This window comes from Blautia sp. Marseille-P3087, from assembly GCF_900120195.1.
Classification (GTDB): domain Bacteria; phylum Bacillota; class Clostridia; order Lachnospirales; family Lachnospiraceae; genus Blautia_A.
The window spans coordinates 2,828,820-2,849,249 of the sequence record NZ_LT635539.1; the positions used below are offsets into that span (position 1 = coordinate 2,828,820).

15 protein-coding genes are annotated in these 20,430 nt (G+C 45.4%); 14 read left to right on the forward strand and 1 reads right to left on the reverse strand.

The window, feature by feature from the left end:
* Positions 1-41: 41 nt before the first annotated feature.
* The 6 genes from BQ7344_RS13535 (at position 42) to nadA (ending at position 7,737) form a co-directional block, all read left to right on the forward strand.
* A complete protein-coding gene (locus BQ7344_RS13535) occupies positions 42-2,246 on the forward strand; it encodes a DNA internalization-related competence protein ComEC/Rec2 (protein ID WP_072522961.1) in 2,205 nt (734 codons plus the stop codon).
* A 66-nt stretch (positions 2,247-2,312) separates the two neighbouring features.
* Positions 2,313-3,293: a DNA polymerase III subunit delta gene (gene holA, locus BQ7344_RS13540; protein ID WP_072522962.1), complete on the forward strand. Its 981-nt coding sequence runs from the start codon at positions 2,313-2,315 to the stop codon at positions 3,291-3,293.
* 832 nt (positions 3,294-4,125) lie between these two features.
* Positions 4,126-5,415 (forward strand): L-aspartate oxidase, encoded by a 1,290-nt coding sequence (locus tag BQ7344_RS13545; RefSeq protein ID WP_072522963.1) that lies wholly within the window; start codon positions 4,126-4,128, stop codon positions 5,413-5,415.
* Positions 5,408-6,259, forward strand: coding sequence for a carboxylating nicotinate-nucleotide diphosphorylase (gene nadC / locus BQ7344_RS13550; protein ID WP_072522964.1), 852 nt, complete (start codon positions 5,408-5,410; stop codon positions 6,257-6,259). The genes BQ7344_RS13545 and nadC overlap by 8 nt, the downstream gene beginning before the upstream one ends.
* A 12-nt stretch (positions 6,260-6,271) precedes the next feature.
* Positions 6,272-6,823, forward strand: a complete 552-nt coding sequence (locus BQ7344_RS13555; protein WP_072522965.1) for a transcription repressor NadR — start codon at positions 6,272-6,274, stop codon at positions 6,821-6,823.
* Positions 6,820-7,737, forward strand: a complete 918-nt coding sequence (gene nadA, locus BQ7344_RS13560) for a quinolinate synthase NadA (RefSeq protein WP_072522966.1) — start codon at positions 6,820-6,822, stop codon at positions 7,735-7,737. The genes BQ7344_RS13555 and nadA overlap by 4 nt, the downstream gene beginning before the upstream one ends.
* A 143-nt stretch (positions 7,738-7,880) precedes the next feature.
* Here the strand turns inward: nadA and rpsT are convergent, their stop codons facing one another.
* Entirely contained in the window at positions 7,881-8,144 is a 264-nt protein-coding gene (rpsT, locus tag BQ7344_RS16595; protein ID WP_118039094.1) for a 30S ribosomal protein S20, read from the reverse strand.
* 169 nt (positions 8,145-8,313) lie between these two features.
* On the opposite strand from rpsT, the gene gpr reads away from it, so the two are divergent.
* From gpr to recD2, 8 genes are all read left to right on the forward strand, one after another.
* Positions 8,314-9,246 (forward strand): GPR endopeptidase, encoded by a 933-nt coding sequence (gpr, locus tag BQ7344_RS13570; protein ID WP_330392872.1) that lies wholly within the window; start codon positions 8,314-8,316, stop codon positions 9,244-9,246.
* Between the two features lie 127 nt (positions 9,247-9,373).
* Positions 9,374-10,486: a stage II sporulation protein P gene (locus tag BQ7344_RS13575; protein WP_235816122.1), complete on the forward strand. Its 1,113-nt coding sequence runs from the start codon at positions 9,374-9,376 to the stop codon at positions 10,484-10,486.
* 208 nt (positions 10,487-10,694) lie between these two features.
* Positions 10,695-12,503 (forward strand): translation elongation factor 4, encoded by a 1,809-nt coding sequence (lepA, locus tag BQ7344_RS13580; protein WP_072522967.1) that lies wholly within the window; start codon positions 10,695-10,697, stop codon positions 12,501-12,503.
* A gap of 65 nt (positions 12,504-12,568) precedes the next feature.
* Complete coding sequence (locus tag BQ7344_RS13585; RefSeq protein WP_072522968.1) at positions 12,569-12,973, forward strand: hypothetical protein; 405 nt, start codon at positions 12,569-12,571, stop codon at positions 12,971-12,973.
* A complete protein-coding gene (gene hemW, locus BQ7344_RS13590) occupies positions 12,957-14,102 on the forward strand; it encodes a radical SAM family heme chaperone HemW (protein ID WP_442855824.1) in 1,146 nt (381 codons plus the stop codon). Before BQ7344_RS13585 ends, hemW begins: the two co-directional genes overlap by 17 nt.
* Positions 14,103-14,116: 14 nt before the next feature.
* Complete coding sequence (gene uvrA / locus BQ7344_RS13595) at positions 14,117-16,957, forward strand: excinuclease ABC subunit UvrA (RefSeq protein ID WP_072522970.1); 2,841 nt, start codon at positions 14,117-14,119, stop codon at positions 16,955-16,957.
* 106 nt (positions 16,958-17,063) lie between these two features.
* Complete coding sequence (locus tag BQ7344_RS13600) at positions 17,064-18,053, forward strand: rod shape-determining protein (protein WP_072522971.1); 990 nt, start codon at positions 17,064-17,066, stop codon at positions 18,051-18,053.
* A gap of 116 nt (positions 18,054-18,169) precedes the next feature.
* Positions 18,170-20,398: an SF1B family DNA helicase RecD2 gene (gene recD2, locus BQ7344_RS13605; protein ID WP_072522972.1), complete on the forward strand. Its 2,229-nt coding sequence runs from the start codon at positions 18,170-18,172 to the stop codon at positions 20,396-20,398.
* Positions 20,399-20,430 lie beyond the last annotated feature (32 nt).

Here is a 20,430-nt window from a genome sequence, read left to right on the forward strand (position 1 = left end):
AAAATCTATAAACAAGCAGAGTCATACAGAAAGGAAAGACAATGAAAAGACGCCCGGTGTGTCTGGTGTGTCTGCTTCTGATGCTTTGTCTCTATGTGACGGATCTGGCGGGGATTTCCATGATAAGTGGGAATCCGCTGCCGGCGTCTGTACAGAAGTATATTTCGGAACACTTGAAACTTACTGTAAACGGCGAGGTACAGAGCTGTCAGGCAACAGAGAATTCTCTTTCTGTCTATCTGAAACAAGTCTTTCTGACTGTCGGGTCAGAACAAATTCCCATTGAAAATATAAAAGTTTATTTAAATAAAGAAGAACAGCTCCGAATAGGGATGGTTTTGCGGGTCTGCGGAAAATTAGAAGAAATTCCGGGCCCTGGAAATCCAGGAGAGTTTGATTCAAAACAGTATTACGCCTGTCAGAAAATTTATTACCAGATGAAAAACGGGGAAATCTGTGGAAAAAGTGCTGCATATTCATACTTTGGACAGCTTTTGCAGGAAATTCGCCAGAAAGCGGAAAGCATACTGGACGAAGCTGGCGGGGCATATGCGGGAATCTTTCAGGCAATGATACTCGGCGAGAGAGGAAATCTCGATGCAGAAACAAAAATGCAGTACCAGATGGCAGGAATCATGCATATACTTGCGATTTCAGGACTGCATATCAGTTTTGTCGGAATGGGATTTTTTCGATTACTGAAAAAGGCAGGAGCCGGAAACGGTGTGGCAGGTGCAGCCTCAGCATTTCTGATCTATGCTTACGGGATGATGACCGGAGGAAGCGTGTCTGCGATGCGTGCAGTCGGAATGTTTCTGGTACTGGTGGGCGCCGGAATTGCCGGGAGAAGCTATGATCTTCTAAGCGCAATGGCGCTTTCGGCAATTGTACTTTTACTGGATGCTCCGGCATATCTGTACAGTGTGAGCTTTTTGATGTCATTTGGAGCAGTGATCGGAATAGGAGCTGTGACACCGGAAATCTGTTCCATTCTTAATCTGGAAAAAAGAACAGAAAAAAGTCTTGCTGGTTCGGTAATCGTGTGGTTGATAACACTTCCGATTGTATTGCGCGCGTACGGAGAAGTGTCACTTGCCGGTGTGGTTCTGAATCTGCTTGTTCTGCCGACATCGGGACTCGTGCTGGCAAGTGGTATTTTTGCATTGCCGGTGGGGATATTTGTTATTGAAATTGCGAAAAAGGTAGTATTTCCGGGAAAATGTGTGCTGTTTTTTTACGAAAAATTATGTGAAGTGGTGGGATGGATTCCGCACAGCACCTGGATTGCAGGAAGCCCGAAGTTGTGGCAGTGTGTGGCGTATTATGTGATGTTGGCTGTGATTTTTGCAGGACTAAAGTGGAGGAAGAAGACAGCAAGGGAAAAGGCTATGCGGAGCGCGGCGTCCGTTATTTTAGTGATACTTGCGGTCGTTTTTCTTGGATATCATCCCCGTGAGGGACTTATGATCGCCTGCCTGGACATTGGGCAGGGGGACTGTTGTGTCCTTAAAATGCCCGGAGGGGAGAACTTTCTGATTGATGGCGGCAGCAGCAATAAGAAAAATACAGCGGTCTATCAGATACTTCCGTATCTGAAAAATCAGGGGATTGCCACTCTGGACGGGATTTTTGTTTCGCATACAGATAAAGACCATATCAGTGGAATCGAGGAAATTCTGGAACTATGCGCACAGAATCTTACGACAGTACATGTGAAAAATCTAATCCTGCCGGACTGGAATACGACGGGAGAAGAATATGAGAGGCTGAAAATGCTGGCCAGGCAGAGCGGAATTCAGATACAAACCGGACGGGAGGGAAAACTGCTTAAAACAAAGGAGGTTCAAATAGAAATTCTGGCACCAGAGAACGGGGCGGATGGCAGTGATACCAACGAGGACGGCATGGTCATGGAAGTACATTTTGGAAAATTTCGAGGGCTTTTTACCGGAGATATCGGGGCAGAGACTGAGGAAAAACTGCTGAATTCGATGGAAGATGTGGATTTTCTGAAGGTGGCACACCATGGATCAAAATATTCGACCTGTCAGAAATTCCTGGATGTTGTAAGACCTGAAATCGCGGTGATTTCCTGTTCGGCAAAGAATACATATGGTCATCCGTCGGCAGACACAATAAAAAGGCTGGAAGACGGCGGTGCACAGGTGGAATATACGATGAAGAGCGGAGCAATTACTGTACGCACAGACGGGGAAAGAATCTGGATGGAGAGATTTACAGATTGAGAAAAAAGAAAAAATCGTCTATACTAAAGAGACAGATAGGGTGATTTTCAGGAGGACTTGTCAGCATTGAAGAATTTACAGGAAGATATCAAGACAGGCAATTTTAAAAATGTATACCTTTTGTTTGGTGAAGAAGCGTATCTCAAGATACAATATAAAGAAAAACTGATACATGCGTTAAATCCTGACGATGATACCATGAATTTCAGTAAATATGAAGGAAAAGGAATCGAGGTAAGAGAGATGATCGACCTCTGTGAGACGATGCCTTTTTTTGCGGAACACCGAATAGTTCTGGTAGAAAACTCAGGATTTTTTAAAAATAAATGTGATGAGCTGGCGGATTATATGAAGGAGATTCCTGATTATCTGCGTATCATTTTTGTAGAGGAAGAAGTCGACAGGCGAAACCGGATGTATAAAGCAGTCAAAAGCTGTGGCAGGATCGTGGAGTTTGCGAAGCAGGATGAGAAAACGCTGATGCGCTGGGCAGCGGGGATTCTTGCGAAGGAAGGCAGGAAAATCCGTCCGGGGGATATGGAACTGTTCCTGACAAAGACAGGTACGGATATGGGGAATATCCGGATGGAACTGGAAAAGCTGATCACATACACGATGGGAAAAGATGTTGTCACGGCGGAAGACATCGAAGAAATCTGTACGACACGGACAGAAAACAAAATTTTTGATATGGTACGTGCTGTTACGGAGAAAAATCAGCGTAAAGCGCTGGATCTGTACAATGATCTTCTGACACTCCGTGAACCGCCGATGAGGATTCTGTTTCTGCTTTCGAAGCAGTTCAGGCAGATGTGCCTTGCGAAGAAAATGTCTGTGGAGGGAGCTTCTCAGAACGAGATCGCCACAAGGCTGGGTGTGCCGTCGTTCGCGGTAAGGAATCTGCTGACGTGCGCGAGGGCATATAAGATTGAGGAGCTTGAAAAAGCGGAGGAGGATTTTATAGATGCAGAGGAGGCCGTGAAGACAGGAAGACTGCAGGATGTATTGAGTGTGGAATTGTTGATAGTAAAATATAGTATGAAATAAATAAACAGGTGAGAAAAGTCTGGTGGAAGGAACAAAACCTCTGACAGCTATCCCATCTGCGAGCAGTTTCGATATCTGGTTGTACTAGGTCATGATCTGTCTGCTAAACCCATTCAGGAATGCCAGCAAACTCGCTGACGCTCAGACAGAGCTGGCATTTCTGAATAACGCAGACATTTCAGAACCAAGTACAACTACAGATATCTGCAAAGGCTCGCGGAATGGGATAGCTGTCGAGGTTTTTGTGCTTTCAGGACAGAAATAGTCTCACCTGTTTCACTTTATTTATCTCGCGGGGGCGGTGGATGGCCGGTTGACCGGAACCGAACCGGGCGGCGGGAAAGCCGCAAACAGCAGGAGTCGCGTCAGCGCCGCCCTACGAGGGAAGGATTGTGTCATATATTGGAAAGGTGTAGCGAAAGTTCAAAAGAATAGGATGTGCAGAATTGGAAAAGTGTAGAACAGGGTTAATGGATCCGAATGGGCAACCTCTGCAGAGACTGTAGAAACCCTTAGAATTTCTGAGACTGCATTATGAGAAAAAATCGCACTGCTTGAGCCGAAGGCGAGTTTGTGATTTTTTCGAATGAGTTTAGCAGTCGAAGAAGTTCATAGTGTTTCTCAGTCTCGAAGCCGTTTTCCCATTCGGATCCATTTAGCCCTGTTACCAAATTTTTCCTGGTTGCAGTTGTCTTATATAAATTTCTTTCACCTTTACAATAATATACACAGGTGTCTTGACACCTAACATGTCGGGGAGTATAATCACAAAACAGAAAACACAATCCAAACCCAAAAGAAAATCCGGCATCACCGGTACGAGGACACAAAAATGAAAGAAAATTACGACGTCATTATCGTAGGAACAGGAGCAGCGGGCCTTTACTGTGCTTTGAACCTCCCGGAGCGTACAAACATCCTGATGATCACAAAACAGGAGGCGGATCAGTCTGATTCCTTCCTTGCACAGGGCGGTATCTGCATGCTGCGCGGAGAAGACGACTATGACGATTACTTTGAAGATACCATGCGTGCAGGACATTACGAAAATGACAAAAAAGCAGTTGATCTTATGATCCGCAGCTCCAACAGCATCATCCGTGATCTCCTTCAGCGCAATGTTACATTTGCGAGAACTCCGGACGGAGAACTTGATTTTACAAGAGAAGGTGCACATTCCCAGCCGAGAATCCTTTTTTATGAAGATATTACAGGCAAACAGATCACACAGACACTGCTTGAACAGGCGCGCACCCGAGATAATATCGAAATCTGCGAATACATGACGATGGTCGATCTGATCGCTGACGACAACATCTGCGGCGGTGTGGTCATCATGGATGAGCAGAATGAGGTTTACCTGGTACATGCGTCCAACGTTGTGCTGGCATGCGGTGGACTTGGCGGTCTTTACAAGAATTCTACGAACTTCCCGCATATTGCCGGAGACGGTCTCGGAATTGCGATGAAACATCAGATTGTTCTCGAACATCTTGATTACGTACAGATTCATCCAACAACACTTTATTCTCACAAATCGGGCAGAAGATTTCTGATTTCTGAATCTGTCCGTGGAGAAGGAGCTCTTCTTTATGACAGGAACGGACAGCGTTTTACCAACGAACTGCAGCCGCGAGATCTTCTGAGTGAAAAGATCTTCAGTCAGATGGAAAAAGATGACACAGAATTTGTCTGGGAAGATATGCGTCCGATGGGCGAAGAAACGATTATGAAACATTTTCCGAATATTCTCCACAGATGCCTTGAAGAAGGATTTGACCCGCGCAAAGAGCCGATTCCGGTCGTTCCGGCACAGCACTATTTTATGGGCGGAATCAAAGTAGATCTGGGAAGCCGCACTTCCATGAAAGGCCTGTATGCCTGTGGCGAGACGAGCTGCAATGGCGTTCATGGCAAAAACAGACTGGCAAGTAATTCTCTGCTGGAATCTCTTGTCTTTGCAAGAAGAGCGGCAGATGATATAATTTTTGGAAAGAAGCATGAGCCGTGCAGAACTGCTTCTGTAGATGTGAAACCATATGAAGACAAAGAAGCGGTACTGGATGGTTATCACAAAATGGTATTAAAGGAAATCGAAAGGATGAAAATGAGTCATGAATGAAATTACAATGAAAATGCAGGCGGACCAGCTGATCCGTATGGCATTACAGGAAGATATCACAAGCGAGGATGTTTCTACAAATGCAGTAATGCCGACTGCCACACGGGGAACCGTTGACCTGATTGCAAAAGAAGACGGTGTGGTTGCCGGACTGGAAATCTACGCGAGAGTATTTAAGATCCTTGATGAAAAGACAGAAATTGAGCTTCATTGCAAGGACGGCGATGAAGTAAAAAAAGGTGAGCTGATGGCGACTGTAACAGGAGATATCCGTGTACTTCTTTCAGGAGAGCGCGTTGCCCTGAACTATCTGCAGAGAATGAGCGGAATTGCAACCTACACCAGACAGGTGGCAAAGCTTCTTGAAGGAAGTAATGTGACACTTCTTGATACAAGAAAAACAACACCAAACTGCCGTGTATTTGAAAAATATGCAGTAAGAGTCGGGGGCGGACATAACCACAGATACAACCTGTCTGATGGTGTCCTGCTGAAAGACAACCATATCGGAGCTGCGGGCAGTGTTGCAAAAGCAGTCAGGATGGCAAAAGCATATGCCCCATTTGTACGTAAGATTGAGATAGAAGTAGAGACGCTTGATCAGGTAAAAGAAGCAGTTGAAGCAGGTGCAGATATTATCATGCTGGATAATATGACACCGGAGGTTATGAAACAGGCAGTCGAACTGATTGACGGAAGAGCACAGACAGAATGCTCTGGTAACATCACAAAAGAAAATATCCAGAAGATCCGTGAGATCGGCGTTGATTTTGTTTCCAGCGGCGCACTGACGCATTCTGCCCCGATTCTTGACATTTCCATGAAAAACCTTCATGCGGTATAAGGAGAAAATTCTATGAATGCAGGAGAACGACGCGGAGAAATATTAAAGATCCTGAAACAGACGGAAGTTCCGATTGCGGCAAGAGAACTGGCAGGACGTTTTGGGGTCAGCCGTCAGGTGATTGTACAGGATCTGGCGGTGATCCGTGCATCCACACCGGGAATCCTTTCCACAACAAAAGGCTATGTCATGCAGCAGGACAGCAGCTGTACCCGTGAATTCAAAGTACGTCACAGTCAGGACAAAGCATCACAGGAGCTGAATCTGATAGTGGATTGCGGTGGACATGTAAAAAATATCAGCATCAGTCACAGGGTTTACGGGCGTGTCAGTGCGGAGATGGATATCCGGTCAAGACAGGATGTCAGTGAATTTATTCAGGCACTGCAAAACAGCCGTTCTACGGTGCTCAGCAGTGCAACATCAGGATATCATTATCATCTGATTGAAGCATCAAGTGAGGAAAGGCTGGATCTGATCCGGGATCAGTTGGAGAAAGCAGGATTTCTTGCACCACTTCAGCCGTGGGAGCAGCATACAGAGAAAGGAAATATAAAATTATGACAATACAGGAAATTCAGCAGGAGATTCTGCGAATGAAAAAAGAGCAGGATGTCTGTATCCTGGCACATGCGTATCAGGGACAGGAAATTCTGGAAGTTGCAGATTATATGGGGGATTCTTACGGCCTGAGCGTACAGGGAGCAAAAAGTAAATGCAAGGGCATAATTATGTGCGGGGTGCGCTTCATGGCAGAGACATGTAAAGTATTGAGCCCGGAGAAAAAAGTATGGCTTGCAAATCCTTCAGCGGGATGCCCGATGGCAGAGCAGCTTGATCTTGAGGGACTCCGCAAACTGAAGGCAGAGCATCCGGATCATACGGTTGTGGCGTATATCAACACGACTTCCGAGCTGAAAACAGAATGTGATGTTTGTGTGACATCTTCTTCTGCAGTTCAAATATGCAGTAAGATTGAAAATGATAAGATTCTGTTTATTCCGGATCCGAATCTTGGAAGATTTGTAGCAGAAAAACTTCCGGAGAAAACCTTTGTCTTCTATAAAGGTGGATGTCCGAGACATATTGTTGTCAGCGCAAAAGATGTCGAAAAAGCTCGAAAAACACATCCGAAGGCACTCCTTCTTGTTCATCCGGAATGCCGTCAGGAAGTAGTTGAGCAGGCTGATTATATAGGTTCTACAACAGGCATTATAGATTATGCAAAAAAATCCGATGCAAAAGAATTTATCATCGGTACAGAAAACAGTATTGTTGAACATCTGCAGTTTGCATGTCCGGATAAGCAGTTTTATCCGCTTTCCGTTATGCTTACCTGTATGAATATGAAAATTACGACACTGATGGATATTTATAATTGTCTGAAGGGAACGGGCGGAGAAGTGATTGAACTTCCGCAGAATGTTGTTGATGGGGCAGGACGCTGCATTCATCGTATGGTGGAACTTGGCGGCTGATTTTACGAATACAAAAGAAAAAGGCGGGCAGATTCGTAAAGAGATCTGCCCGCCTGATTTATAGAAATAAAAAAGACAGTCACTGACGGTTGTGACTGTCCTTTTAATTATAAGCTTATAATTAAAAATAAGTGTTTCCTGAATTAGCCAATGCTGTTGACAGCTTTAGTAAGACGGGAAATTTTTCTTGCACAGTTGTTTTTGTGATAAACACCTTTGGAAGTTGCTTTGCTGATTGTAGAGATAGCCTCTGTAAGAGCAGCCTGTGCAGCAGCTTTATTGTTTTCCTGAACTGCAGCTTCTACTTTTTTGATAGAAGTTTTAACAGCAGAACGGATAGATTTGTTTCTAGCAGCTTTAGTTCTGTTTACTAAAATTCTCTTCTTAGCAGATTTGATGTTAGCCAATTGGTACACCTCCGTTTCAAATTCTGATATTGTGTCGTTGTTACAGAAACAGACACGGGCGCTTCTGTAAACATGCTTATATATATTAGTATATTTGGCAGGGATTGTCAATACATAATTCACGTAAAAATTACAAATAATTCTCATAAACGTTACAGAAAGCAAAAATATGAAAAAACAGGAGGATGCAGATATGTCGGGGAGCAGAAGAATCAGAACAGACCTTGCACTTGAGACAACAGAGCGATTTGCGGAGGAAAATGCGGAAATACGGGGTGTGGAAGTGCATGAAGAATACGATGAGGAAAAAGATGTGCGGACGACGGTCGTAAAAATTGTGACGGAAAATGGAGCAAAATCCATGGGACGGCCGCAGGGAACGTATATTACGATTGAGGCGCCAGAGCTTTCGACACCGGATGAGGATTATCACAGAGAAATATCCGAAGAGATATCGACTCACCTGCGAAAACTGATCGATCTGAAAAAAGAAAAGTCAGTACTTGTCGTTGGGCTGGGCAATGCGGCGATCACTGCTGATGCACTGGGACCTCAGGTAGTGGATAATCTTCTGATGACACGACATATTATAAAAGAATATGGGCTTCGCGGGATCAAACATGAGAAGATGCACCGGATCAGTGGAATTGCACCCGGAGTGATGGCTCAGACCGGAATGGAGACTGCGGAGATCGTGCAGGGAATTGTTTCTGAGACAAAACCAGATGTTGTGGTTGCAATCGATGCGCTTGCGGCACGAAGTGTGCGCAGGCTAAGCCGTACGATTCAGATTACGGACACGGGAATCCATCCGGGCTCGGGCGTTGGAAACCATCGAAATGGTCTGACTGAGGAAAATCTGCAGGTGAAAGTAATCGGTATTGGCGTGCCGACAGTGGTAGATGCAGCAACGATCGTTCATGACTCGATGGCACATCTTCTGGATGCACTGGAGGAAACAGAACAGAAAGAGTTTTTAGACGAAATGATTGCGCCTAATCTGTACAGCATGTTTGTTACACCGAAAGATGTGGATGAAACTATAAAATATCTGAGTTTTATGATATCTGAAGGTCTGAACATTGCGTTCAGTCAAGTATAATCCGCAAAAAAATATCATAGGATTATCTGAAAGGGGTGATCCTGTGTCAAAGGTCCGGCAGGTACTTTATCTTGTTTTGGAATGTTGTATATTTGCGATTCTGGCGCTTGTGCCAGGAGTCTTTGTATTGCAGAAAAATGTGTTCCGGCAGTTACCTCTGTACTGTTTTCTGGAAGGACAGGCAGTGGAAGATCAGCAGAGACGGGATCAGGAGACGTATGAAAAGCTGGTGGAGAGCAACACACGGTATCTTGGAAAAATGGTGCGTGAAGAAAATAAAGATGCGAGAGTGACACCGGAAATTACGGAGAAGCCTCAAATTACGGATTTTGCTAAACATGAAGAAAGATCGAAGGTGACAGAAACTCCGAAATCAGAGAAGGATAATGTTCAGACGGTCAGGACAGAAGCTCCTGCGGAAGAGGAGACTGCTACAGCAGCAGCGCAGGTCGTCCCGGTGCCGGAAATCGATCTGGCACCGGAAACGCTGGCAGATTACGATTATCTGATGAATCATTTTTTTATTGTGGATTCCGCTACAGAAACAACGGCAGAACAGATCAATGCAGCACAATTTCTGGCAGAAGATCTTACTTTGCCAAAAGAGGCGGGGCTACCACAGATACTTATTTATCACAGCCATTCGCAGGAGACTTTCTGCGATTCAAGGGAAGGGAAAGAGGAAGACACGATCGTCGGAGTGGGAGATTATCTTACAGAACTTCTTACAGAAACATATGGCTATCAGGTGATGCATGTGACGGAGAAGTTTGATCTTGCAGGAGGGGAGCTGGATCGAAGCAAAGCATATGATTATGCAAGAGCATGGCTGGAGCCTGTTCTGAAAGAAAATCCATCCATACAGGTAGTTATTGATCTGCATCGGGACGGTGTACCGGATGATCGTCGTCTGGTGACGGAGATCAACGGAAAAGAGACGGCACAGTTGCTTTTTTATAATGGACTCAGCCACACGATAAACAGCGGAGATCTTTCATATCTTCCAAATCCTTATATTCAGGACAATCTGGCATTTTCATTTCAGCTGGAATATCAGGCGGCGCTTTATTATCCGGAACTTTACAGGGGGATTTATCTTGCGGGACTTCGGTATAATCTGCATCTGCGTCCGAGGGCACTGCTTCTGGAAGCGGGGGCGCAGACAAATACTGTACAGGAGGTAAAAAATGCAATGGAACCGTTTGCAGATATTCTGGATCGGGTGCTGCAGGGAAAATAAAAATGAAATTTAAAAAAGAAAGGCTTGCAAACAAGAACGTATGTTTGTATAATGAAAGCATATAGAGACAGAAGTGGCGGAAGAACTGGACTAAAGGTAAATTTCTATGCTATAATGCCCCATGATACAAATCTTTATTATAGAAAGATTATATAAGAAAGAACTTATTTGAAATGACAGTCAGATACATAAGGAGGAACACCGCAGAATGATAGATCAGAGTAAAATCCGCAATTTCTGCATTATTGCACATATAGACCACGGCAAATCCACACTGGCAGACCGTATTATCGAGCAGACGGGTACATTGACCGAGCGTGAGATGCAGTCTCAGGTTCTTGATAATATGGAACTTGAGAGAGAACGTGGAATCACGATCAAGTCACAGGCCGTACGAATCGTATATAAGGCCAGTGACGGAGAAGAATACATTTTCAATCTGATAGATACTCCCGGACATGTCGATTTTAATTACGAGGTGTCGAGAAGTCTTGCTGCCTGCGACGGCGCAGTACTGGTTGTAGATGCGGCACAGGGTATCGAGGCGCAGACACTTGCGAATGTATATCTTGCGCTGGATCATGATCTGGATGTCCTTCCGGTCATCAATAAGATTGACCTGCCAAGCGCGGATCCTGATCGTGTTGTCAGTGAGATCGAAGATGTGATCGGACTTGAGGCAGAGGATGCTCCACGTATTTCTGCGAAGACCGGACTGAATATCGGTGAAGTGCTTGAGCAGATTGTGACGAAGATCCCGGCACCTCACGGGGATGTAGATGCACCGCTGAAGGCGTTGATCTTTGACTCAATTTATGATGCTTATAAGGGCGTTATTGTATTCTGCCGTATTATGGACGGACGCGTGAAGAAAGGCACACAGATCCGTATGATGGCAACCGGATTTACGACAGAGGTTGTTGAAGTAGGATATTTTGGCGCAGGACAGTTTATTCCGTGTGATGAGCTGACTGCCGGTATGGTTGGATATATTACAGCAAGCATTAAAAATCTTGGTGATACCCGTGTGGGTGATACCGTTACTGATAATGAGAGACCATGTGCTGAGGCACTTCCGGGCTATAAGAAAGTACAGCCGATGGTATACTGTGGTCTGTATCCGGCAGATGGTGCGAAGTATGGCGATCTCCGTGATGCGCTGGAGAAGCTTCAGCTCAATGATGCATCACTGTTTTTTGAGCCTGAGACATCTATTGCTCTTGGATTTGGTTTCCGCTGTGGTTTCCTTGGGCTGCTTCATCTTGAAATCATTCAGGAACGTCTTGAGAGAGAATACAATCTTGACCTTGTGACGACTGCGCCGGGCGTTGTTTATAAAGTCTACAAGACAAATGGTGAAGTGATCGAGCTGACGAACCCGTCGAATCTTCCGGATCCGTCTGAAATTGAATATATGGAAGAGCCGATGGTAAATGCCGAGATCATGGTGACGACAGAATTTATCGGTGCGATCATGGATCTCTGTCAGGAACGCCGTGGACAGTATGAAGGTATGGAATATATGGAAGAAACACGTGCGCTTCTGAAATATAAACTTCCGCTGAATGAGATTATTTACGACTTCTTTGATGCGCTGAAATCCAGATCCAGAGGATATGCTTCTCTTGATTATGAGCTGTGTGGCTATGAGCGCAGTGAGCTTGTGAAGCTAGACATCCTTGTCAATAAAGAAGAAGTCGATGCGCTTTCTTTCATCGTGCATGCAGATACTGCTTATGAGCGTGGACGCAAGATGTGTGAGAAGCTTAAGGAAGAGATTCCGAGACAGCTTTTTGAGATCCCGATCCAGGCTGCCATTGGAAGCAAGATCATTGCCAGAGAGACAGTACGTGCCATGCGTAAGGATGTACTTGCGAAGTGCTATGGTGGTGATATTTCCCGTAAAAAGAAACTTCTGGAGAAACAGAAGGAAGGTAAGAAACGAATGCGGCAGGTAGGTAATGTGGAGATTCCGCAGAAAGCCTTTATGAGCGTATTAAAACTGGATGATAAATAATCGTAACTGTGAGGACACTGAACAGTTACAAATAATCTTTGTTCCCGAAGAAAGGGGAGAGGACTATGAAAAGCAGATTCTTTAAATCGATTATGATGGTATGCATACTGGCTTGCTGTCTGGCTCTTGTCGGATGTGGCTGTGGAAAGAAGAAAAAGACAGATCCGGCATCGGAGCAGGTCCTTAAGATCAGCATTACACCGACACCGTCCCCGACACCTGAACCGGAGACAGTCGATTCCGCAGCAGTAACAATGAACGGTGATGTTACGATGGTGAATATCTATGCGGCAGAAAATCCGGGTGCGGTGACAGTAACGGACAGTACTGCAGGTTCCGGTAATGCAGATAATTCAAACAGTACGGATGATTCTGAGGATATGAGTGAATCTGACAGTTCAGATGAGTATGATAATTCCGAAGATTCATATGACTCCGAAGATCAGGAGGATGATGGTGAAGAATATTAGGCGCAGACCATTAGAGCTGTACGTTCATATTCCGTTCTGTGTCCGTAAATGTCAGTACTGTGATTTCCTTTCCGGACCATCGGATGAGGAGACGAAGGAGAGATATATAGAAGCTTTATTGCAGGAAATCCATGCAGCAGAGCATACAGAAGACTATGAGATCGTTTCTGTTTTTATCGGAGGAGGAACTCCTTCTGCACTGAAAGCAGAGGCGATTGCTTCTGTTATGAGGACTTTACAGGAGAAATTTTTCTTCTGTGAGGATGCGGAAGTAACGATTGAAGCCAATCCGGGGACAGTGGATTCAGAGAAACTGATGACTTACCGTAATGCCGGAATTAACCGTCTGAGTCTTGGGCTGCAGTCGACAGATGCAGAGGAATTAAAGATGCTGGGCAGGATTCACAGCTATGAGGAGTTTTTGCAGAGTTATCAGTGGGCGAGAGAAGCCGGATTTTCCAATATTAATATAGATCTGATGTTTGCCATTCCGGGACAGACCGGGGAGGCGTGGCAGCAGCATCTGCGCCAGGTGGCAGAGTTAAATCCCGAACACATTTCGGCATACAGTCTCATTATTGAAGAGGGAACTCCGTTTGCGCAGAGAGAGCTTGATCTTCCGGATGAAGACACAGAGTACCAGATGTATGAGGATACGGCAGAGATTCTTGGGACATACGGATATCAGCAATATGAGATTTCCAATTATGCGAAGCCGGGATATATGTGCCGGCATAATGCAGGATACTGGCAGCGCCGGGAATATCTGGGATTCGGTCTGGGTGCTTCATCTCTGTACAGGGAATTGCGATTTTCTAATACAAGGCGGATGCAGGAATACCTGACAGACAGTGGAAAACTGGAGCAGATCCGTAAAGAAGTGACGGTCTTGTCCCGCAACGAACAGATTGAGGAATTTATGTTTCTCGGACTGCGAATGACAGAAGGTATTTCTGAAAAACTGTTTAAAGAGACATTTGGCGTCCGTATTATGGATATTTATGGAGATATCCTGCAAAAATATGAAGCAATAGGATTTATGGAGCATATAGAGACAAAATGGTGTCTCACACGTAAGGGAATACACGTGAGTAACCATATTCTGGCAGATTTTCTGCTGGATGAGTGACAGAGGAGAGAAAGATGGCAGAACGAACACCGGGGAAAAAATTTATTAAGATCAGAGGGGCAAATGTCAACAATCTTAAGAACTTAAGTGTAGATATTCCGAGAGATGAATTTGTGGTACTGACAGGTGTCAGTGGTTCTGGTAAGTCTTCGTTGGCTTTTGATACAATTTATGCGGAAGGCCAGAGACGTTACATGGAATCTCTGTCTTCATATGCGAGACAGTTTCTGGGACAGATGGAAAAACCGGATGTGGAATCCATTGAGGGACTTCCTCCGGCAATTTCTATTGACCAGAAATCGACCAACAGAAACCCACGTTCCACCGTGGGAACTGTTACAGAAATCTATGATTATTTCCGACTGCTGTATGCACGTATCGGTATTCCGCACTGCCCGAAATGCGGCAAAGAGATCAAGAAGCAGACTGTCGATCAGATGGTAGACCATATTATGGCACTGCCGGAGCGGACGAAATTGCAGCTTCTGGCCCCGGTTGTCCGCGGACGTAAAGGTACGCATGCAAAACTTCTGGAGCAGGCGAAGAGAAGTGGCTATGTAAGGGTGCAGATTGACGGAAATCTCTATGAACTTTCCGAGGAAATCAAGCTGGACAAAAATATCAAGCATAATATCGAGATTATTGTAGATCGTCTTGTAGTTAAACCGGGAATTGAGAAACGCCTGTCTGATTCTATTGAGACAGTCCTGGATCTGTCAGATGGGCTTCTGATGATCGATACGATGGATGGCAATATCCGTACATTCAGTCAGAGCTTTGCATGTCCGGATTGCCAGATCAGTATTGATGAGATCGAACCGAGAAGTTTTTCCTTCAATAATCCGTTCGGTGCGTGTCCGGACTGCTTCGGCCTCGGATACAAAATGGAATTTGACATTGATCTGATGATACCGGATAAATCCTTAAGCATCTCGCAGGGAGCAATCGCTGTAATGGGCTGGCAGTCCTGTACGGATAAGGGAAGCTTTACGAGAGCAATTCTGGATGCGCTGGCAAAAGAATACAGATTCAGTCTGGATACACCGTTTGAAGATTATCCGGACAAGATAAAAGATATTCTGATCCATGGCACAAACGGTCATGCAGTCAAGGTTTATTATAAAGGTCAGAGAGGAGAGGGAATCTATGATGTTGCTTTCCCGGGCCTGATTAAAAATGTTGAGCAGAGATACCGTGAGACAGGATCAGATGCGATGAAGCAGGAATACGAAACTTTTATGCGCATTACGCCATGTAAGACCTGTAAAGGTCAGCGTCTGAAAAAGGAATCTCTGGCAGTAACTGTGGGTGACTGCAATATCTATGAGCTGACTGCACTTTCCATAGAGAAACTTAAAGCTTTTATGGAAGAACTGAAATTGACGGAGCAGCAGGAGCTGATCGGAAAACAGATTCTGAAAGAAATCCGGGCAAGAGTAGGTTTTCTTGCAGAAGTCGGACTGGATTACCTGTCTCTGAGTCGTGCGACAGCGACGCTTTCCGGTGGCGAGGCGCAACGTATCCGTCTTGCGACACAGATTGGTTCCGGACTGGTCGGAGTTGCATATATTCTGGATGAGCCGAGTATCGGTCTTCACCAGAGAGATAATGATAAACTCCTTCGCGCGCTAATGCGCCTTCGTGATCTTGGAAACAGCCTGATCGTAGTTGAGCATGATGAAGATACGATGCGTGCGGCAGACTGCGTGGTGGATATCGGACCGGGAGCCGGCGAACATGGTGGAGAACTTGTAGAAATCGGCACAGCTGAGGCACTTATGAAGAATCCGCGTTCTGTGACAGGGGCATACTTAAGTGGCAGGTGCAAGATTCCGGTACCTTCTGAACGTAAAGCGCCGACCGGATGGCTGAAGATCCGGGGAGCAGCAGAAAACAATCTGAAACAGGTAAATGTTGATATTCCGCTTGGCATTATGACGTGTGTGACAGGTGTGAGCGGCTCCGGCAAGAGTTCTCTGATCAATGAGGTTCTGTACAAGACACTGGCACGCGATCTGAACCGTGCAAGAGTGATTCCGGGTAAACACAAAGTGATTCAGGGGCTGGATCAGCTTGATAAGGTGATCAGCATCGATCAGTCACCGATCGGAAGGACACCGAGATCTAATCCGGCTACTTATACAGGTGTGTTTGATCAGATCCGTGATTTGTTTGCATCGACAGCAGATGCAAAGGCAAGAGGTTACAAGAAAGGCCGTTTCAGCTTTAATGTCAAGGGTGGACGATGCGAAGCCTGCAGTGGAGACGGCATCATCAAAATCGAGATGCATTTCCTTGCCGATGTCTATGTACCGTGCGAGGTCTGCAAGGGCAGACGCTACAACAGAGAGACACTGGAAGTCAAATATAAAGACAAGAGCATTTACGATGTGCTGAATATGACGGTAGAAGAAGCGCTGACTTTCTTTGAGAATATTCCGTCTATCCGCAGAAAGATCCAGACACTCTATGATGTGGGGCTTTCCTATATTCGTCTGGGACAGCCGTCCACTGAGCTTTCCGGCGGTGAGGCACAGCGAATCAAGCTTGCGACAGAACTGAGTAAGAGAAGCACCGGACGTACAATCTATATTCTGGATGAGCCGACGACAGGACTTCATTTTGCCGACGTACACAAGCTTGTGGAAATCCTGCAGCGACTGACCGAAAATGGAAATACGGTCGTTGTCATTGAACATAATCTGGATGTTATCAAGACAGCAGATTATATTGTTGACATGGGACCGGAAGGTGGCGACCGGGGCGGCACTGTTATCGCAACCGGTACACCGGAAGAGATTGCCGCATGCCCGGATTCTTATACCGGACAGTATGTGGCTAAATATCTTAAGTAAATACAGGTTACTGTTCACAGGTAGAACAAGGGCTTTTCATTTTGATGAAAGTTGTTTATAATAATTTCTGATATAAGAATTGGAATTGTTACGGAAGGGGATTTTTATGCCTGCAAACGATATAGGAATAGATCTTGGAACGACGAACTGTCTTGTATATTCTACAGGCAAAGGTCTTGTACTGCAGGAACCGTCTGTCGTTGTATATGATAAAGATACTGAGAAGATCCGTGCGATCGGAGAAGAAGCAAAGCAGATGAGTAATCATGTGAACTCCAACATGGAAGTGATCCGACCAATCCGCCAGGGAGTGATCGTGGACTTTGTGGTGCTGGAAAAAATGCTGAAATATTTTATCACAAAGGCAATGGGACGCCGGGCGTTTCGTAAGCCGCGAATCAGTGTCTGCGTACCGAGCGGAATCACGGAGATCGAGCGCAAAGCCGTAGAAGAAGCAACATATCAGGCGGGAGCGCGTGAAGTTTATCTCGTAGAAGAACCGATCGCGGCAGCAATCGGAGCCGGAGTGGATATTACAAAACCGTTTGGAAATCTGATCGTAGACATTGGCGGAGGCACGACAGATATTGCCGTGATCTCAGTCGGTGGAGTTGTAGTTTCTTCGACAATCAAGGTGGCAGGGGATTCTTTTGATCAGGCAATCATCAGCTATATCCGTAAGACGCATGGGCTGTTTATCAGTGAAGATGCCGCGGAGACGATCAAAGTCAGAATCGGAACTGCAATCGAGGAAGTAAACCCTCAGGTCATGGAAGTAAAAGGAAGAAACGTACTTACTGGTCTTCCGAAAAAAATAAAACTTACATCAGAAGAAATCCGTGAGGCTCTTAAGGATGCTACAGGACAGATCGTAGAAGCTGTCCATGGCATTCTTGAAAAAACACCGCCGGAACTGGTCGCAGATATTGTCGATCGGGGAATCGTTCTGGCAGGTGGTGGCGCACTTCTTAAAGGCATGGACACACTGATCGAACAGAGGACAGGAGTCAATACACTGACTGTTCAGGATTCGATGCATGTTGTGGCTGTGGGTACAGGGATGTATGCAGAAATAATGAACAGAATGGATGCCTGACCGGCATTAGATAAAAGCCATGAGTATTTGTGAAGTGTATCATAAATATTCTGGCTTTTTGCTGTATTATGGTTTGAAGAGAAATTCCGAAAGAAAACAGGAAGAAAGAGGCAGGTATGAGTGAATGTGTGACCGGATATATTGATCATATCATTTTCCGGAACGAAGACAATGGATATACAGTGATGGTACTGAAAGGCGTAAAAGATGAGGATGAACTGACCTGTGTCGGTACATTTCCCGTCATTACGCAGGGAGCATCGATCGAGGCAGAGGGAAGCTTTATACAGCATCCCGTATACGGCAAACAGTTTCAGGCAGTGCGGCTGACAGAGAAGATGCCGGAAGATGCCATGGCTATGGAACGCTATCTGGGTTCCGGCGCTATTAAGGGTATAGGTGCAGCACTGGCAGGCAGGATCGTGCGGCATTTTGGATCAGATACACTTCGGATTGTTGAAGAAGAGCCGGAGCGTCTTGCAGAAATCAAGGGAATCAGTGAGAAAAAAGCACACAAGATTGCAATACAGATTGCAGAGAAATCCGAAATGCGAAAGGTCATGATGTTTTTACAGAAATATGGAATCTCTCTGAATCTCGGGGCCAAGATCTATCAGAAATACGGGGATTCCGTGTATAGTGTTTTGCAGGAAAATCCATATCGCCTGGCAGATGATATCAGTGGTGTCGGATTTAAGATCGCTGATGAGATCGCATATCGGATCGGAATTCATACAGATTCAGATTACAGGATAAAGAGTGGGTTGTCGTATACTCTTTTGCAGGCAGGTGGGGAAGGACATGTATATCTGCCCAAGGAAGAACTTTTTAAGAGAGCGGAGCAGCTTCTCGGAGTAGATGCTTCTTACATGGAGAAACATCTGGTAGACCTTTCGATGGAACGAAAGATCATTCAGAAAGAAGAAAAAGGACAGGTACTTGTTTATCCGGCACAGTATTATTATCTGGAATTAAATACAGCCAGGATGCTACGGGAACTGGATATTGACTGTCCGGAGGATGAAGAGCGTGTTGAGCGCAGGATCAGCCAGATCCAGAAAGAGACAGGTACGGTGCTGGATGAGATGCAGGAAAAAGCAGTCAAAGAAGCTGCCGGACATGGACTTCTGGTACTGACAGGAGGTCCCGGTACAGGTAAGACGACAACGATCAATGCAATCATACGCTTCTTTGAAAGTGAAGGTGCGGAGCTTCGGCTGGCAGCACCGACCGGCAGAGCTGCGAAGCGTATGACGGAGGCAACAGGATATGAGGCACAGACTATTCACCGTATGCTGGAGTTGACCGGAATGCCGGAAGATGACCGGGAAGGACAGCCGGTTCATTTTGAACGAAATGCGGAGAATCCGCTGGAAGCAGATGTGATCATCATAGATGAGATGTCTATGGTGGATATTCATCTGATGCATTCTCTTCTGATGGCAGTGACTGCAGGAACGAGACTGATTCTGGTCGGTGACGAGAACCAGCTTCCGAGTGTCGGTCCGGGAAATGTTCTGCGAGATATTATCCGAAGCGGACAGTTTCCGGTTGTAGAACTGAAGAAGATCTTCCGTCAGGCATCTGAGAGTGATATTGTCGTGAATGCACATAAGATCAATCGTGGAGAACAGGTTGAGATCAACAATAAAAGTCGGGACTTTTTCTTTTTGAAAAGATATAATGCAGATATTATCATCAGAGTAGTAATCGCACTTATCCAGGAAAAACTTCCGAAATATGTCGAAGCAAAGCCGTTTGAGATACAGGTACTCACACCGATGCGTAAAGGCCTTCTGGGTGTGGAACGGTTGAATCAGATATTACAGAGATATCTGAATCCACCGGATCCGTCTAAAAAAGAAAAAGAAATCGGACAGGGACTTTTTCGTGAAGGTGACAAAGTCATGCAGATTCGTAATAACTATCAGCTTGAGTGGGAAGTGCGTGGCAGATATGGGATTCCGGTAGACAAGGGAGTCGGTGTTTTTAACGGTGATACAGGAATTATCCGTATGATCAATGAATTTGCCGAGCTTGCAGAGGTGGAATTTGAAGATGGACGTTATGTGCAGTATACGTTTAAACAGCTTGACGAACTGGAACTTGCCTATGCGGTTACGATACATAAGTCACAGGGTTCAGAATATCCGGCTGTGATCATTCCGATTTTGTCAGGTCCGCGGATGCTGATGAACCGAAATCTTCTTTATACTGCAGTAACGAGAGCAAGAAAATGTGTTACAGTGGTCGGAAGTGAAGAGACTTTCCGCGAAATGATCAATAACGAAAAACAGCAGAGAAGATACAGTTCCCTTGACAGGAGAATTCAGGAAGCTGAATAAAGAGAGCGTGCCATCGGGGAGAAAGGCATATT

Coding starts and splice junctions, on each gene's coding strand:
- lepA (WP_072522967.1), top strand. CDS start 10,695: ATGATAGATCAGAGTAAAATCCGCAATTTCTGCATTATTGCACATATA.
- BQ7344_RS13555 (WP_072522965.1), top strand. CDS start 6,272: ATGAATGCAGGAGAACGACGCGGAGAAATATTAAAGATCCTGAAACAG.
- recD2 (WP_072522972.1), top strand. CDS start 18,170: ATGAGTGAATGTGTGACCGGATATATTGATCATATCATTTTCCGGAAC.
- BQ7344_RS13585 (WP_072522968.1), top strand. CDS start 12,569: ATGAAAAGCAGATTCTTTAAATCGATTATGATGGTATGCATACTGGCT.
- BQ7344_RS13545 (WP_072522963.1), top strand. CDS start 4,126: ATGAAAGAAAATTACGACGTCATTATCGTAGGAACAGGAGCAGCGGGC.
- uvrA (WP_072522970.1), top strand. CDS start 14,117: ATGGCAGAACGAACACCGGGGAAAAAATTTATTAAGATCAGAGGGGCA.
- nadC (WP_072522964.1), top strand. CDS start 5,408: ATGAATGAAATTACAATGAAAATGCAGGCGGACCAGCTGATCCGTATG.
- gpr (WP_330392872.1), top strand. CDS start 8,314: ATGAAAAAACAGGAGGATGCAGATATGTCGGGGAGCAGAAGAATCAGA.
- BQ7344_RS13535 (WP_072522961.1), top strand. CDS start 42: ATGAAAAGACGCCCGGTGTGTCTGGTGTGTCTGCTTCTGATGCTTTGT.
- BQ7344_RS13600 (WP_072522971.1), top strand. CDS start 17,064: ATGCCTGCAAACGATATAGGAATAGATCTTGGAACGACGAACTGTCTT.
- hemW (WP_442855824.1), top strand. CDS start 12,957: ATGGTGAAGAATATTAGGCGCAGACCATTAGAGCTGTACGTTCATATT.
- nadA (WP_072522966.1), top strand. CDS start 6,820: ATGACAATACAGGAAATTCAGCAGGAGATTCTGCGAATGAAAAAAGAG.